This is a genomic window from Paenibacillus sp. 2TAB23, assembly GCF_052115165.1.
In the GTDB taxonomy this organism is placed as follows: Bacteria; Bacillota; Bacilli; order Paenibacillales; family Paenibacillaceae; genus Pristimantibacillus.
In genome coordinates, this window is sequence record NZ_JBFRGD010000021.1 from 64,564 (window position 1) to 82,205 (window position 17,642).

The 17,642-nt window shown below is 45.7% G+C and carries 7 protein-coding genes; 1 reads left to right on the top strand and 6 read right to left on the bottom strand.

Annotated elements, in window-relative coordinates; translation table 11 throughout:
* Window positions 1-57: 57 nt before the first annotated feature.
* Entirely contained in the window at window positions 58-7,746 is a 7,689-nt protein-coding gene (locus tag AB4Z29_RS24765) for an S-layer homology domain-containing protein (protein ID WP_441945661.1), read from the bottom strand.
* Window positions 7,747-7,840: 94 nt separating this feature from the next.
* On the opposite strand from AB4Z29_RS24765, the gene AB4Z29_RS24770 reads away from it, so the two are divergent.
* Window positions 7,841-8,332, top strand: coding sequence for a hypothetical protein (locus tag AB4Z29_RS24770; protein ID WP_441945662.1), 492 nt, complete (start codon window positions 7,841-7,843; stop codon window positions 8,330-8,332).
* Window positions 8,333-9,675: 1,343 nt separating this feature from the next.
* Here AB4Z29_RS24770 and AB4Z29_RS24775 read toward each other — a convergent pair.
* From AB4Z29_RS24775 to AB4Z29_RS24795, 5 genes are all read right to left on the bottom strand, one after another.
* Window positions 9,676-10,596 (bottom strand): hypothetical protein, encoded by a 921-nt coding sequence (locus AB4Z29_RS24775; protein ID WP_441945663.1) that lies wholly within the window; start codon window positions 10,594-10,596, stop codon window positions 9,676-9,678.
* The gene (locus AB4Z29_RS24780; RefSeq protein WP_441945664.1) at window positions 10,580-12,889 is read right to left on the bottom strand and encodes a sensor histidine kinase; all 2,310 of its coding nucleotides are present in this window, start codon (window positions 12,887-12,889) and stop codon (window positions 10,580-10,582) included. The genes AB4Z29_RS24775 and AB4Z29_RS24780 overlap by 17 nt, the downstream gene beginning before the upstream one ends.
* Before the next feature lie 6 nt (window positions 12,890-12,895).
* The gene (locus tag AB4Z29_RS24785) at window positions 12,896-14,128 is read right to left on the bottom strand and encodes a DNA cytosine methyltransferase (RefSeq protein ID WP_441945665.1); all 1,233 of its coding nucleotides are present in this window, start codon (window positions 14,126-14,128) and stop codon (window positions 12,896-12,898) included.
* Window positions 14,129-14,255: 127 nt separating this feature from the next.
* Complete coding sequence (locus tag AB4Z29_RS24790; protein WP_441945666.1) at window positions 14,256-15,869, bottom strand: Tn7-like element transposition protein TnsE; 1,614 nt, start codon at window positions 15,867-15,869, stop codon at window positions 14,256-14,258.
* Window positions 15,857-17,632: a TnsD family Tn7-like transposition protein gene (locus AB4Z29_RS24795; protein WP_441945667.1), complete on the bottom strand. Its 1,776-nt coding sequence runs from the start codon at window positions 17,630-17,632 to the stop codon at window positions 15,857-15,859. Before AB4Z29_RS24795 ends, AB4Z29_RS24790 begins: the two co-directional genes overlap by 13 nt.
* Window positions 17,633-17,642: the final 10 nt, after the last annotated feature.

Here is a 17,642-nt window from a genome sequence, read left to right on the forward strand (position 1 = left end):
TTCATATTACTGATAACTGCCTTCAACAAGCAGCACCCTGCACTCCTATAGCCCAATTTACTTATTCAGCCGCTCAACGATACGCTTGATCAGCGTAGCAGCTTCCGCTCGGATGGCAATGCCGGACGAGTCGAATCGGTTAGCGTTCGTGCCGCGCAGCAGACCGAACTTGATCGCCGATGAAACCTCGGCAAGGGCCCACTGGCTGATCTTGTCTCGATCTGTGAAAGGCTGCAGCAGCGCCGCACTCTCCGCGTCCGTCGCCGCCACTGCTTCGGGTACGAGCTTAGCGTAAGCTCTCCAGGCCATCAAGGACATTTGCTCGCGGGTAATCCGGTCATTCGGCCGAAACTTGCCTGTACCGTCGCCGCTAATCAGGCCTAGAGCGGCGGCCTTCCGAACCGAATCGTAGTACCAGTCGCCCGGCTTCACATCATCAAACGATATGCCGACCGTATCCAGTGTCCCATCGCCGACGATGCGTGCGACCAGCGCCGCGAATTCGGCCCGGGTCACGCTTCGATTCGGCTGATAGGCATCATCGGACACGCCTTTAACGTACAAACGAGCGGCAAGCCAGTCGATGTCTGCCTTTGCCCAGTTCTTTTCAATATCTGCAAAAGGACTCTCATATACCACGATTCCGTAATAAGCCGAACCGCCTGCTTCGTTCCCGAGAGGAAGCGCCGCAGCTGGCTGTATTTCAGAGACGAAGCGCCAGTTCGGGCTGGACGGCTCGTAGCGGTAAATACCTGGCGCACCACTATTAGCGATAAAGGTCCACTTGACGTTAATCGCATCCGGCAGCAAAGCATCTAGCGGTATTTGATTCGTCCCCTCTTCCGCCGTCATGGCAAACCGGTACAGTCCGGTCCGCGCGTCCATCCCGTTCGAGTCGGCGCTTAAGCTTTCCAGCCATGCCCGCTCGTCGCCGATCGAAGCCCGGCTAACAACCAGATGTACGAGATTCGTCTTATCGCTGACGCCATGCCAGCCATCGGTGCTTATGGTGATGGAGAACGCTTCGGCCTTGAGCGTCACTTTCGCTTTCGCTCCGGTGAGCGCACGGTAAGCTTCTGCGGGAATGACGATATCATAGGAATCGTATCCTGAAGGCGCATTGAGGAGCAGCTCTATTCCGTCCTGCCTTGCCTTCAGCGCAGCCAGTACCGTCGCGGCCTTTAGCGAGACGACCGCTTCCTTGCGTCCGTCCGCTTCTTTGCCCGTCACCTCCGCGTCACGGCCGATGTCCGTAGAATCTCCGTTGTTTGATCCGCCCGTTCCCCCATTGCCGTTGCCCGAACCAGGTCCAGGCTCGGAACCGCGTACGATCTTCAGCGTGTATACATTATATACTTCAGGGTGGTTCGCGGCCTCGACCTTGATCGGTGTTAAATCGTCGCTCGGAATGCCAATCGTACGGAATTCGCCGTCTTCAAGCGGAACGTCCCGTACGGACAATTTGCCGCCGGCTTGCGCCAAGGAAGCTTTGAGCTTGAACTTTACGACATCTGCGCCTACCTTCACCGTGTAGTTGGTTTTGTCGGGAGAGAACGTCTCGGTCAGCATGCCGCCTTCGATCTCTAACCCGTTCAGCGTAGCGTTCGCACCGGACAGCCGAAGCGTTCCATCGACGGACGAATTGCCGAGCGCATCGGTCGCTGCGCCAGCCGCAATATGCACCGTGACGCCATCCGTTTGGGAGATCGGTCCGCTGAGCGTCAGAATCGCCGCCTGCGGCTGCCCGTTCCCAGTCGGTACCTCTACGACGGCAGACTGAACCGTGCGGTTCGACCCGCCGATCGTGAACGCCTCTCTATCCAGGAGCGCGCTCAGAGACAATCCTTCATCGAACAAAATTCGGATCGCTGCATTGCCCCCCACCGCCGAAGCCGAAGTCGGCACCGGGCCCGACATGTCTCGAAGGACAGCCTTGACCGTTTGCGCCGTTCCGACCAGCATCTTCACGTCCGCGTAGCTGATGAACGGTTCCGGCTGGATATCGACGCTATATTCAATTCCCTCCGTCAAGCTGCTCCCGCTCGGCGTGAATCGAATCTTGCGGGCTAGCTTCGCGCCTCCTGTTTCTTGCGGTTCTATATAAGCGACAGTACCAGCTACGGTTCCGTCAGGGCCTGTCACGACGACCGTCCCGTCCGTTACCATCCCGTCTGCCTTCATGTACTTGCTGAACGTCATGTCGATATAGCCTTTACCTTCGCCTCCGGCAATGGCCTCGATACCTATTATAGTCGGCGGCGCCTTCGAGACGAGCCCCGCATTGACGTCGAAGTGCGGAGGCGGTACCTTCAGCTCCTCGCTGTAAGAAGTCTCATACCCCGGCTTCTCCCAGACAACCTTCCAAAAGCCCTCAGGGACGTCCCAGCCGTATCGGCCTTGAGCGTCTGTGTATTGCGGATTGATCTGCCCGTAATCCGGCGCTTCGTTCCACACCTTCCACTTACCCGAGTTTGTATCCTTGAAGAGCACGGTCGCCTTCACCTGCTCCAGACGGTTGGAGGGAACCGCTTCATACACATAGCCGCTCGGATCGTAAATCCATTTCATACGGGCGACCCGCTTCAATCTTTTCTTGTAAATGTTTTCTTCGTCCAGGTCTTCGAGGTCATCGTCTTGACAAGCGGCAGGATCCGTAGGCCCCGCTGATCCGACAAGTCCGATCTGCTCGTCGACATAGCTGTCGATCTTGTTGGTGACGTATTTGCTCGCGTAGCCGGCCAGGAACCCTACCGGTCCCTCCAGCATCATCGCACCCGTCCAAGCGCCGAGCGCGGTCTTCGCGATTTCACCACCGACCGTGGCCAGCAGCGCCTTACCAGCCTGTTCGCCGGTTGCTTCCATATTTTCCGGACATACCGATGAGGATCCGACATTCTCCATGATCTTCATGATTTTGCCGGCGTAGCCTTTGTAGCCCTCATATTGATCCTTGATTGAGAAGAGCGGATCGGAAGCACTCTTAGAGGTCATCGCGTAATCAGTGGATACCTGAATCATTCCCTTTTGATAAGGTGTCGTCTCGATGCCCATCTCTTCCAGAATCTCGAGCGGGTCCAACTCTTCGTCGAACGCAGCCATCCCCTGGACGCCCGATGGAGCTTTGTCCTCAGGGAACAGGTATCCTTTCGGCATATACGCTTTCATATTGACCAGGACGCCGTTCTCCGTTTCCTTCACGTCGAAGGTGACGTTGTACAACGGGATGCCCTCCGCCTCCGCCTTTACGATCTCTTCCACGGTCGGAAGATATGACGTTGGCGTCAGATCGATGCGCTCGCTCGCTTCGAGCCGAATGTTCTCCGCCTCAGGGAATTCAAAGACGGCATGACCAGAATAAACGCCGTCTTTTAGGGCGAACGGGGTCTTTTCGACGATTTTGAAATCCCGGAATGCTGGAGGTAGTAGCGCGTTCGTCTCCTCCTCAGTCGGGATATCCCGGGTGATCACGGCCTTCGGCTTCACGGTGTCGTAAGCCACGTACAAGCCGCCGAGCGAATTCTGCGTCGTCGGGACCGTCGCCCTGAACTTGCCGTCGTCATGCTTCTCTGCCGCGACGGGTTTACCGATCTGACCGCCCAGATAAACCTTTAGGTTTTTCACTAGATCCGGTTTGTCGAACTGCAGGACGAATTCGAATGGATGACCCGGCATGATCGTGTATGGAAGCGAAGCGATGCCGTTTGCGACATCCAGACGAACCCACTTCCCGTCCGGATACTGGACCATGTCAATCGATTGGAGCGTTGGCTCCGCCTCGTCGTAGCTCAGCAGCTTGCGATCCGTGCGGATTGTCCTCTCACCCGTCACCGCCTCTGCCCACAGCAGATGCACATCCGAGCTGCCCGAAGGACTCAGCTGGATCACGCTTTGCCAAGTGCCAGCCGATGTCGCATTCACGGTTGCGAGCAGAAGTTGCTCGTCGTAGATATTGACTCGGCTGGACGAGGGGGCCAGTCCGTTAATTTTGACGACGGACGTGGAGACCGTCTTGGGCGCTTCAATTGTAACAGTCGGCACTTCCAGCACCGCGGTGCCCAGCGCTTCGTCCACCGTTTTCCCTTCGGACGTACCCATGATCCGAGCTACCAGCTTCGCACGGCCTTGACTATAATTCGCAGCCAGCTTCACCTGAAGAATAACCACCCCTTTCGCATACGGGGCGATGTCACCAAGCTGGACTTCCAACGCGCCGTCCTTCATGACGGCCCTTCCAGCCTCGCCGTTCACGCGAACGAGAACCTCGCCGTCTTCTGCTACCGGCGTTACGCCGACTGGGAGTTCCATTCGAAGTACAGCTCCGCCGATCGCAGCCTTCGAGCCATTTTGGTAATAAGCCCGCAAATTGGCGGTCGCGCCGGGCGATACCTCGCTCGGTTCCGCCATGAAGCCGTTGTATCTCGAGCTGCTGAAATAACTCGCCGGCGCAAGTCTCAGCTTGCCGACATCCAGAGTCTCCCTCTCTCGAACGGTCACTTGAGCCGAAGCCGTCCAAAGCGCATCCGTATCCGGATCCCTGCGCGTAAGATCCAGCTTGTAGGTTCCCGCTTTTGGCGCATGTACGAGGAAGCTCCCTCCGCGGTAGCTTTGGGAGTCCGCGTAAACATAGCTTTTATCGGTGACTTCGTACAGTGTCACATTCGTCCATGCCTCGAGATTGGAGTCAAAGCTCCCGCTGACGAGCCCGCCTTTCTCCTCGACCCACAGCTCGGCCGTCGCATTCGCGTTGTCATCCAGCACGACATTCGTGCACTGCATGAACGTTCTCGTGATTACGCCGTTCACGCATACCTCTACGTTGTCGCCGGGCAAGCCTTGAAGCGTAACTATATTATGGAAATAACTGACACGGTTGCTCGTTCTACCCTTTAGCGTAGCACTGAACCGAAGCGCCTCCATATCGATCGGCCCCTGCCATTCGCCGCCGATTGGCTTGAGATGGACATTTAACGTCACCATCCCCGTCGGAAAAGTCGCTACCGGAATATCCAGTGTCTTCGTCACGCCATTGACGATTGAAACGGTTAAGCCTTCCTCCGAATTATAGTTAAAAGAAGACTTAGCCGCCTGGATAGCCGCTTCTCCGGCATACAGCGTCAATTCATAGGAGCCTGATGGTCCCGTGTACGCTTTGCGGACGACCGGCTTTCCCTTATGCATCTGAGTCGCGGATACAAGCGCATTCGCAATCGGCTGGCCTTTGGGATCAAGCACCCTGCCCTTCAATTTGCCCTCAGGCGTTCGCTTGACAGCCAGCTTGACTATCTGATCGCCGCCGACAACCGAGAACGTTAACGGCGCCATCTCGTCGAATTCCGTATTTTCAAGCTCGGCCTTCACGGTATACTTCAAGGCAGCATCCTCGAGCTCAATCAGGTTTGAGCGGCCGTCTTCCTCTGTCACCGCTGTCGACAGATAGTTCTCTTGAGAAGCATCCCAAAGCTCGACGCTAATACCAGGCACCGGATTATTGCCCTGATCACGGATTTCGAACGCCAGACGGACGGGCTGTTTGACGGTCAAGGACAACGCGGAAATTAATCCTGCCGACACTTGTACGGGCGCTTGACTTGCGAGCGATTTGCCCTCCGAGGACATCAGCGAGACCGTATAGTCCTCGGACGGCATCAATCCTTCCAGCTCTGCAGGCCCGTCACCCATCAATCTCATCGACACATCTTCTCCTGTCGCACTGGACACCGATAAATACGCACCGTCAAGATTGACTTGACCGGGGTTGTCAAACGTAACCTTCAAATTTCCGGGGACCCATAGCGGCAAGCCTGCCGCCGTCTTCTCCACGGGTCCTCCTGCGGCGCCTTCCATGACGGCCGTCACCGACAGTATCCGCGCGACGCCTACCTTCACCTTGAACGTCGCTCCATATTCGCCCGACCCTAACTGCGTCTCGACGAGCTCGATCGACGACTCGGCCCTGCGGGTAGCCGGCAGTTGGTTGCCCGACTCGTCCAGCCATGTCTCGTAAGCGACTTTGGCAGCAATCGCGCGTCCGGTCATCGCCTTCGCTTTGATTTTCAACGTACTGTTCAACTTCGGCAGCTTAGCCGGTGTCATCTTGTCGAATGTCAGGCTCAGTTCGAGCGTTTTGTCGTCCGCTGGCGTATTCACGCGCGCGACAGGTCCGTCGGTGGACGAAATGTCATTCACGTTTACAGCCTCTACACGAAAAATATATTCCGTTGCAGGAGTGAGTCCCCCAGCCGTATACGTCAACGCACTGCCGTCAACGACAGTAATCTGCTCGTTATTCGCAAAGACGCGGTACGCCTTAATTCCGCTGGTTGAGGCAGCCGCTCCCCAAGCTAATGTCGCCCGGTCCGAACGGATGTCGGTTGCTTCCAGCTTGCTGCCTTCCGGCCATGTCGGGGCACCGTCATCGGGACGGGTCTTCGAAGCAATGAACAACCCCGCTCGCAATTGCTCATCCTCTGACACAGGGCCCCCATCGCTGTATCCGGCGCTGAATACGGCGACCTCCGCGCCATCGCTAAGCACTACGTCCGTAAGCGGCAGCTTCAACGCCGGATCCGACGCGTTAACGTTCGCTTCCTTCGTGATGCCGGTCTCCACCGAAGCAATCAAAGATTGTTCTAACTCCGACGAATGGAGCGTCGTCTCGAAAGAGACATACCGTCCGTCCGCGCTCATACGCGGCTCGTAGCTCCCGTTCCCGAGCTCCGATCCGTCCGGCGCGACGGATATGCGCTCGATGCCACCGTTGGACGCACGATAGACGTAGATGTCTTTGAGCTCGTTCGTATCATCGTCCTCCAAGGCGCCATCCGATTCGAACACAACGATCGAGCCGTCGGCGCTTATTATCGGGCTGCCGCTCTCCTCCCCGTTCTGCTCGCCTGAAGCCGTCACGCTAATGAGTCGTTTCGTCCCAGTCGTGCGGTCAAGGATAAAGACGTCCTTGCTAGAATCATTATCTTCCTCGACAAGGTAACCGGAATCCGACTCGAAGGCGACATAGCGGCCGTCCGCGCTGATCGAAGGCCGTTCGCTGTAGTCCGAGTCGGGCTCAATAGTCGAGCTGATCTTGGTGTTCGAGCCGCTATCGCGGTCGTATACAAAAACATCGCGGTTGTCCGTGTCATCCGGGACGAGATCCGCGGCGCCGGAATCATATGCCACGTAACGGCCGTCCGCGCTAATGGAGGGATTGTCGCTCATCCCCGTCCCGGGATCGTCACTATCCGCTTGTTTGCTGATTAGGATTGATTCTTGGGTCGTACGGTCAAAAAGATAGACCTGCTTGTTAAGCTGGGCGAAAATGCTCTCCGCGCCTACTATGGCAAACGAACGAGCATCCGGCGTCATCTCGAACTTCACAGCCTCCAGCCCGAACACATTTTTTAGAATGGACTCCTGCGTGCCGGTCTTTCGGTCGAACAAAATGATCTCTGAATGAAACTCCGCCCCTTCCAGCTTGTAGTGGAGGAAGCCGACATAACGTCCGTCAGGCGTGACTCTCATATTATTCAGCAGATCCGTTTCAGAGTAATCGAATATTTTGACGAGATGATCCCACATCGGATCTTCCGTGGATGGATCCAACTCGGACTTAAGGATATGGGACTGCCGATCCGGCACGCCTTCCTCGGCCTGCGCCCACCCCGCTAACAAGCTGCCACTCAGCATCGCGACGATCACCAAGCAAGCGGTCCATCGCATGCCGATGCTTTTGGCTTTGAACAAGCTCACAATGATTCTCCCCTTTCATATTGTTTGCGTAACCTAGTCTGAACACCTTGTTGTATGTGCCTCCCTTCCATCCTCTGATCGTAATAGGAAAAGAATGGATAAGTCGACGGACGATAAGTACCAATTACAAACAGTTGCCGAGGACCGTGGATCCGATGTCCACGCCGAAAGTCGTTACGTGTCAAAAAAAGGCTATTCCATTTCAGATGTCCTACGTGGCAGCGTCTATTCATTGCTCGATGACGTCAGTTACAAAAACTCGCCTTTGTCAAACAACACTTTCATCTTAAGCGACTCACTCGCGAAGCGGAGCGGCACCATCGTGCGTCGGATTGATCATCTTACAGCTCTGCACGTCCCAGCGACCAGTCTACCCCGCTCGGTTCGTGCGGCAGATGCCGGTCGATACCTCCTTGCCTTCCTCGATCAGCAAACTAAGTTGCCCTTCTCTCGTACCGTCCGGCTCGCCGGTTTTCTCCAGCAAGATGCGGTCCATTTCCTTGTCCAGGTAGCGGAACTGCTTAACCAACGGGACGTGGCCGTCACATCCGCGCCGAAAGCTGCACCCCCTTCAAACAAGCTTTGAATGGCCATTGTTCCGATTGCTGCGGTTTGCAGCGTTTTGCGTTAAGCTTTGATTTTAGAAAATACGCTCCCTTATCCCGTAGATTCGGCTTGAACGAAGACACCTGATGTGCTCATAGAAGATATTCTCAAGTCCGTGCATTCCTAAGCCGCAATTTCATTTAATCGCAGACGCCCGGCAGAGTCGACGGACTATGGGTATCATTTTGTAAAATAGCGTTTCCTATCTATGCCACATCCGCAATCTCCATCTCTTCAGCAAGATAAGTTCTCTTAACCATTCGTCAATGACGAATGAGATACAGATCCCCCAGTAAGCCCAATCATATTCGTAATCGCAACGCCAAATACGCCAAGATGTGGACTGCAAATAAGATTCCAACTCCATTCCCTCCCCCTCCAACCCCCCTCAAACCCACGCCTCACAAGGCTTCATAGCGGTTCTTCGTCACTCTCTCCAAATCCCTGAAGTAAAATAAGCTTGCCGCTGAATCCCAAAATATGATCGAGAAAATCACAAAAAATCGAGCAAAATCAGAGCAGAAAAGGCAAAATTGGTTTGATGTAAAATCAGGGAAGATCGTAGGGAATGAGCTGAGCTCAGGACGAAATCGTTCGGGTAAAGGATCGGAAAATAAGTCGAGAAACACCTAAGAAGAGCTTTCATGAGAGGGATAAAAAACTGAAGATAGGCCTGAGAATGCAGGCGTGTAGCGCTATTCTTGATGTTGTGGATGCGGAAGTAAGGCGGGAGAAAGAGATTCGGGGAAAGCTTGGGAAAATAATGTCCGGGGAAAAACGAAAAAAAGCCGAGCGAAAATCAGGGGTGGATACCTGAAATTCGCCGGCTTAGTGGTAAACTTATTTGATTGAGTGGTAGACTTTGTTGGCTAACTGTAAACTTGCAAACTTTAATGCAAGTCTACAAAACAAACCCCCATGTACGAAGAAAATAAAGTATTAGACTGGAGTTGTTGATTTGACGCGGTTTTTGAGTTTGAAAATCGTCAGGTATTGAGAAATAAGTTTTAGACTATGAACTATAACTTAAGAATCAATTCCTTACAAGTGAAAAAATAAAGTATTAGACTGAAGTGAAAAATAAGAGTCATTCTGCTTAGAAATGGGTACATAAATTCCAAATGTTTAAATACATTTTAGAAAGGGCACATTTTAAATAGAATGGGGAGTGAAACTATGCTGTTGAAAACAATTGCGTATAAATGTCCTGAATGTAACAATGAAAACTGCTTTAACATGCCAATGTCTATTACATTACAAGACATTAAGGTGCGCTGGCTAAAATGTACTTTTTGCAACAAAATCAGCATAAAGCAAAGATGGCTATAGCGTTGATTGAATTTTTTCCCTTAGGTTAATTAAATTACCCGTATGCTTTATTAAATCTCTTCTTATCTTCTTGCAAGTATCTTCATCAAATGTTACTTCCATTTTATTTACATGGCTTCTAATCACTTTTTTATTATCTACAATAATTACTTCCGAGTGTGCTAATGCATTCCTAACATCAAGTATTTCAGTTTTATAAGCTTGAAGAATATCTTTATTATCTGAGAATAATGCTGTCCCGAGTTCTTGATGTCGGTGTTTTATTAATCGATTAATAGCACTTAATCTGTCATTAGCTTCTAATTCTCCACACAATTGCTCAATAACTTCAATAGTTGCTGTTGACTTGTATCTAGTTAATCTTTCTTCTCTATTTATAATCACTTTATTAATTATCTCTTGCTTCTTTCCGTCTTGATCCCCACATGTTGAGATGAGGTCTAGAATAATCCCTGTCATTTTAACATCTAATTCACTCGTTTCAGACATTACTAATCCTCTCATGGTCTTAACCTCTTGCAATTTTTTAATAGTAAGTGAAATCAACTGTTTAATCTTACTTAAAAGTTCTTTTGCACCAACTAAAAATGAAACACGTTCTACCCATTTATGTCTTGTAATAATATCGTTTATACCAGTTGCATTACTTGAATAAAACAAAACTTCCGTTAATATATTATGACTTCTTAAATTGTCTAATATTTTGTCACCAGTGTCTTCCTCACTTAAGTTTAAATCAGTTAAAATCAAGTCGTAATCTTCTTTAATTAATTCTTCCAAGTCACGCCCATTTTCGTGATGTTTAATATGAAGTTTAAATCCATACTCCATTAGGTATTCATCTAATACTTCTCTTTTCTCGGCAACAATCTCAGCGTCATCTTCAAACCATAATATCTTATACTCCAGCCCCATTATGAACCTCCAAAATAAACTCTGCACCCTGCGCTTTATTTGTACTGACTGAAATTCTCCCATGCATATTTTCTAATAACTGTTTGACGTGGAATAGCCCCAATCCAGAACCATCCGTAGTTGTAAAACCAAAATTGAATATCTTATCCACTATCCTGCTCTCTATGCCTTTCCCATCATCTGTATATATCAATTTCAATGTATCCGCTGTATCATTCTCCCAAACTATTTGAACATTTTTCGCACCAGCTTTATAGGAGTTGCTAAGTAAATTGTCTACAATAATAATAACTTCTAATGGCTTAAACTTGTAGCTAAAGGTTATATCTTTAGAGTTATCAATCGCTATACTAAGCAATGTATTATTAATATTTAAATCTTCATAATGCAAATAGACATTTTCAATATACTCATTAACAAATTGAACTATATCCCGTGTTATTGTTTTAGAAGTAGTATTGAAATTTGCTTTAGTAACAAATCTTGCAATTGTTGAAATTTTTTCGTTCTCTAAGCTTATTTTTTCAACAAATTTCATTAAGGTCTGTTTTGAAGCATCATTTTTGATAGCTTCTCTCAAACCATTAAGACTATTGCCGATTTTCACTGTCCCGTGATCAATGTGATGCTGCAAACTAACTATTTCTTTTACATTTGTAGAGGCAACTGATTTCAGAAAGAGATTTTGGCTCTCAGTCTTATTAAGATCCTCACTTAATTGTTGTAACTGCTCTTTGCTCTGTTCACTTTCTTTCTCATATTCATTTCTCTCGATCAATAATTCGTTAAATTTTTTTTCAATTCTACCTAGATCCTTGTGCAACTCAGGATCATTGGTACTCTCTAAAGCCCTTACTGTTAAATTTGATATAACTCTTGAGACACTGTTTTGCTGACGTTCTTCAATTATCTCGATAAAGTTGGGGTCATACTCTACACTAATAATATCTTTTGATAAAGATATTTTTTTAATTGTTTCAATTATCTCTGATTTTACATCCTCAGGGTTTAATGCTGCATTCCTTTCGTTATCGTCTAAATTTAAATATGGCTCCCCCCATCTAATAATACTCACAACATATTTTTCTAGTTTTTTCAAACCTTTATCATAAAAACATTCAATTAAGTCTTCATAAGATTTATTTTTTATAAGTCCACCATCTCGACTTGTAGTTTCTATAAAGTTATCCAAAAAATCAGTGATCTCAATTCTTCCAATAAGTTCTCGAGTGCCGAGAAATCGACTATGCCCTTGATTTTTTCGCATATCTAATTTCAACGGATCTTCGCCTGCTTCACCGAATGGATAGATTCGAAATCCATTTTTATACATGAAAATCGAACCGTATGATTTCGGCCTTATTCCCATTAACTTTGTGAAATTATTTTTAGCAGCTTGATTCAGGTAAAACAATTCGAAACTGATATCTTCAATTATATAAGGATTTTTCTCAATTGTTTTATATATAAGCTTTCCTCTATCTTCAAGTGTGGTAGTAATTGTTTTATTTTCAATTAATACATTTATCTTAGTAGTTTTAATTTTAAGCACTTCAAAAATTGAATTTTTAATAAACCCATTTACTTTATTATATTGTGGAGCCTTTTTGTCATCATTGACTTCATCCTCTACAATTAGCTCAATGCTAAAATCCTCTGTTTGCTGATTTGGGTTAATTAACTTCTCTAGGGAATTTTTTAACTTAATTAATTTTTCTCTTTTCCACTCATCCCTTAAACCCGTTATTTCTAAAATCGTACCATGGGAGATATCATACTCTGTGTTCTCTAAGACTTTATGTTTAACTCCTATTTCTGCAAACTCATCTTTGTTATTCTTCTCAAACTCTTCCCATTTAACAGTGATATTTTCTATGACAGCATTATTTTTATCTTTAATAGTAATAAGATTAAGATTATTTCCTAGACGATCGCATGAAAAACGACCTACACCTTTAGCTCCCGCAAAGCCTCTCAAAGACTTTAGCTTTTCACGATAGTCCTCTTTTTCCTTTTCATCTTCAGAACCATCTTTCTTAGCAGAATACGCTACAAACAACCATTTATCTTGAATATCTTCGATATCCATTCCCTTACCATTATCGACTATTATAATTTTGGAATTATTTGATTTTGTATTCTTAAAATAAAGCTTCACGTTAGTTGCATGAGCGTCATATGAATTTTTAACCAGCTCAAATATAGCTATTAATTCATCTGTAATTAGTTCTTTACCTATTAGATTTTTTAAACCTGTACTAATTTTAAACTTCAACAAATCCTTCTCGGTCATTATGCATCACTCATTATCATTATTTTTTAGAGCTTTCATAATCTCAATTGCAATTGCATTAGCAAACATTGGAGGTACTGCATTTCCTACTTGAGTATATTGGGGAGTTTCATATTTCCTTCTATCTCCACCAGTTGTCCGTTTACCCAGAAACTCAAAAGAATCATCAAATGATTGTAATCTTGCTAATTCTCTGACAGACAATATTCTTGGATTGTGTGGATCATAGTGGATAATATCATCAGGCAACGTTAGAACAGTAGGAGAGACTTTGTCTTTATGAAGTTTTGTACATCTATATTTCTTAGTATTGTATTCTTCAAGTTCTTTCTCATCTATTCGGTTTAATAATTGTGCGATACTCTCATCGGGTTTTAGTTTTTTAAACCTCTTCACTACTTTATCTGTATGGTTAGAGGCAGAATGATTAGTTAAACTAACTGATCTTATCCCAACACCATTTATGTTAGGAGTTAAACCATTTTTTAATGCTATCTGGTATGGAGAAGTTTTATATCTGCTGTTATATGATTCTGCTGTCTCTCCATTTTTTACAAACCTTAAATCTGAAATGGCTTGAGAAACAGTTGTTATAGTTTCATGGAATGCAGGAAAATCCGGTGGTGGTACGATATCAATTATCTTTCCTTTTTCACGTTTAATTTGATGTCCTAAAAAAATAACTCTGGGGCGATTTTGAGGAACACCATAATTTTTGGCATTTAACAATTTATATTTTACCCTATAGCCAATTTTTTCAGCTTCTTTAACAATTATTTCAGGCACTGTTACATTATCATAAATTGTACGACTTATTGCCTTTAAACCACTTACTTTAAACGAGAGTATTCCCTCCACATTCTCTATAACAAAGTATTTAGGTTTCACAATTTTCACTATTTTCAAATATTCAATAAAAAGATAGTTTCTTGGATCATCTTGAACTCTCTTACCAGTCAAACTAAAACCTTGACACGGCGGCCCACCTACAACTACTGATATTTCGTTGTCTTGTATAAATTCTTTAATTTTTTTAGGTGTTGCTATTTTCCTAATATCGCCTTGATAAAAACCCAGGTCTGCATAACCTAATTGTTGATGCCTATGTTTATAAGTTAATGCTGCTTCAGCGCTATAATCGCATGCATTGGGTATTTTAAATCCCGCTTGTAGAAAGCCTTCAGCCATTCCACCAGCTCCAGAAAACAAATCTAGAACATTAAATACTCGACCACTCATTAAGCTCCACCTATTCTTTGTTTTGAACCAGGATATCACAGGTAAGACTATTTGACCAGGAGGAAAATACTGTATTACACTTATTCTACACGAGATGTTCGTGACCTACTAGAGTAATTCCTTTAACTCAGTAATGAATCTTATCCTGTACACGAGATGCCCAAGCACTTATAGAATCATTCTGATAATGCTTCACTTTTCCTATTAACAATTTTTCGCGAATTTCTAAAACTTTCTTATCCCAATGACCACTTCTCTGCACTAAACCGTCCAGAAGTAACTTAATTTCATTTTCGATCGTCTTGAGTGACATTTCTTTCAGTGGTTGCAAGATTAGCGTCGATATCGACCAATCATCTGGCCTAGCAACCTCGACTATATATTTGGTGTTAACATCATTCGATACCTGAACAATAGCACAAGTCCGACGAGCTCCATTCGGACAAATTGAGAACCGCTTGCATGGAGGTACTCGGACTACAGACATTCGAATAGAATACGAAGTCATCTCCTGCAGCATACTTATCATCTTAAAGAAGTCTTCCAAGCCAATTGCTTCTGAAACTGGAACCATCTCTAACGTTTGAAAATCAATGGGCGGCGTATCTCCACCTACGATTGAATCCTGCACACTCACTTCTTTTGCATCCCCTAAAGATTTGCCGCCTTTACCAGAGTTAACAATGACATCGTTGCCTGTATTCGTTCGCCTTACGCTTTTCTTTCGAGTCCTTACTACTGGAAAATTAATAAACTTCATGTAGGTAGGAGGGGCCTCAAAAACATCCTGATTGGTATCTTCTTTTGCATTTTCACTTTCATCATTAATCACAATGTCGTCATTTTTACTACGAGACGTTATCCGTAAACGTTTTTCGCCGAAAACAGGCTCCTGTCGCTTCTTAGAAGGATGCCAGAATTCAATTTCATTGGCCGGATGTGTAAATCCCCCAAAACCAATAATTTCTTTAACCAAAATTGTATTTAAAAACTTTTCGCCTCGAACTGTCATTTCAATTGGGCCTGTTGGTGGCAACTCTACACTAAGAGGAATGCCTCTCCTTAACGTAATGGAAGGATTTATAGGCGATCCATTCACGGCTTGACTAAACAAAATTCGATATACAGAATCCCACATAGCTTTTATTTTGAAGTCTAAATATATCCATGATATGAGACGAGCATTACTCTCCGTAGCCAACGTACTAGAAACACGGTTGCCTAGATGAAAATGAAGAACATTTCTTTCAAACTCACACTTGTCAATAAGTTGTTCCAAGCCATGTGGCTCTAACAAAGAATTAGCTAATAGTTTTGAATTAATAAACATTGCTCTAAGCAGCTCCATAACAGGAATACAAAATGTTAATCCTCTAATAGAATATTGAATGATATTTTGCATGCCTAGCTCAGGATTCTTGCCAAAATCAATAAGGCTCTTTGGTAGTTTGAAGGAATTCACAATCACCCCTGAATCTAGAGATGGTATTGTGAAATTATAGGCTGACCCACTTATCGGGCGAACTTGATTCAAGTTACCATTTGTATAAATTTGACCCAATCTTAATAGTGGCATTTTCCCCCATGGGTAAGTCAGGGTTTTCAGATCACCAGAAGCCCTTTTAAATGCAATTCGAACACTCCAATCTCTCCTATAATTAATATAAGGCGAGCCAAACCAAAACAACTCGACATCTTCATCTTCTAAAAATGTCCAAGGTCGAAATCCTATTGTACGCACTGTGTCGTCACCTCATTTGTGTATTCCAATGTATGCAATCCATAACCGCTATAGCATTCAAGCACTTCGGACACAGTTTGTGAATATCCCGGTCTTAAACCAGCTTTCCTGACAAGTTTCCATCTTTTGATGGGAAACTCATCCTTCATTTGTTCCACTGCCCATCGAACTCTTCGAATTTGAAATTGTTCCACTGACTCCAGATAGTTCGACAGGATTCCTATTGTGACAGGAAGCTTCTCTTTATGTTTCTCAAGCAACGATAGTCTTCCAATACGCTTGCCTATTGAAGCAATAGTGATTCGAACAGGCTTAGTATCTCTTTCATCAAGCAGCGTTTTACAAGCTTCTTCAACCTCCCAGCTTAATGCGAGATCACGCTTCTCCCAATCTATCCGAACGTAACCCGAAGCAAGTCTCATTCTCCGATGCTGTACTTTTATAGATTTTTGAGACGGTGGAGACTCTTCAGGACATGCTTTCTGAATTTCCTGATCATAGCGTGCATATTTAATGATTGTTTTCGTATCCACCCCTAATTTCCCGGCTGTTGCCCGATATGATAAACCATTCTGCATATGATTCTCTAATTGGTTCATCCATACATGGCCAAAGGCTTTAATACGACCTATCCGCAAACGGTCCTCCATATTATGATCTGGTCCTCTTCTTGAATATGAAAAACCACATCTACATGTAAATGTGCCCACCGGATTACCTGTGTCCGTGCAACGAGTAATCCTTATACCTTCAATAACAGATTCTTTGTAATGATCTGCAGCCTTATTGAGACAAGGCCATGGACCTTCTCCGAAAGGAGAGTAGACTGTCTTCATTTGCCCTAAGAAGTCCGAGAAGGATCCAAATAGAAAGTGTATCAGCAGTAGATGTCTCAACGGATGAACAGCCCTACGAGCTTTCCTAGCTGCCACTGCCAGCCATGAATAATACTCCCCATAAATCATACAATCTAGCATTTCAAGTAATTCCCGACCGTAGTAGCCCCTGATTTGATCTTCAAGTTTACTCTGTCGAATGTGTTTACCTGGCGTCAAACATCCGTGTTCGTTTAATTTATAAAGTAATGACTTACGGAGATTATATAGATCAAGCGACTTTCCTACGCTTATTAGCTGTTGAACATCCAGAGCAATGTCAAACAACTTTAATTTAAGCTTGTCTGATAAATCCTTCTGAACTTGCTGCGACTTAAACAAATATCTGGAAATAGGCAGCACTGTTAATCCGTGTCGCTCAGCCACAGGATATATTATTCGATGCAGTAAAACACAGTGGAATGGACAAACCATTACACCAGTAATTTGATGAATGCGATGCCAGTAAGGCTCCCCAAACTGTTTAATATCCGCCTCGTAACAATCCGGACAAAACTTAAATTCACCGCTTCGATCAATGGTGCTAGCCGTGATACCAACTAACGTATGAATACCTGAGCCGTGTTTGCTTTTCATCAGTTGTTTCAGTCGTTTGCTGCGTTCAATCGGAAGAAAGGGCGCATAGAACGAATATAGCGTATGCTCATCAATCCACTGATCGGAAGACATTCCTGTTTGTGAACTCCGCTCAGTGACATCATCCAAGTGACTGGGAAGATCTAATGTTGGAATAACATTTTCCGTGCCATATACTTCTCTTAGCGTCCATTTGGGACTTGAGTTGTTCATACGCAGGTGATAGCGAGTGATTACGCCATACAATAATTCATCCGGATAGGGGAGAGGCAAGCTACCATATTCGTTCATTTAATCACCA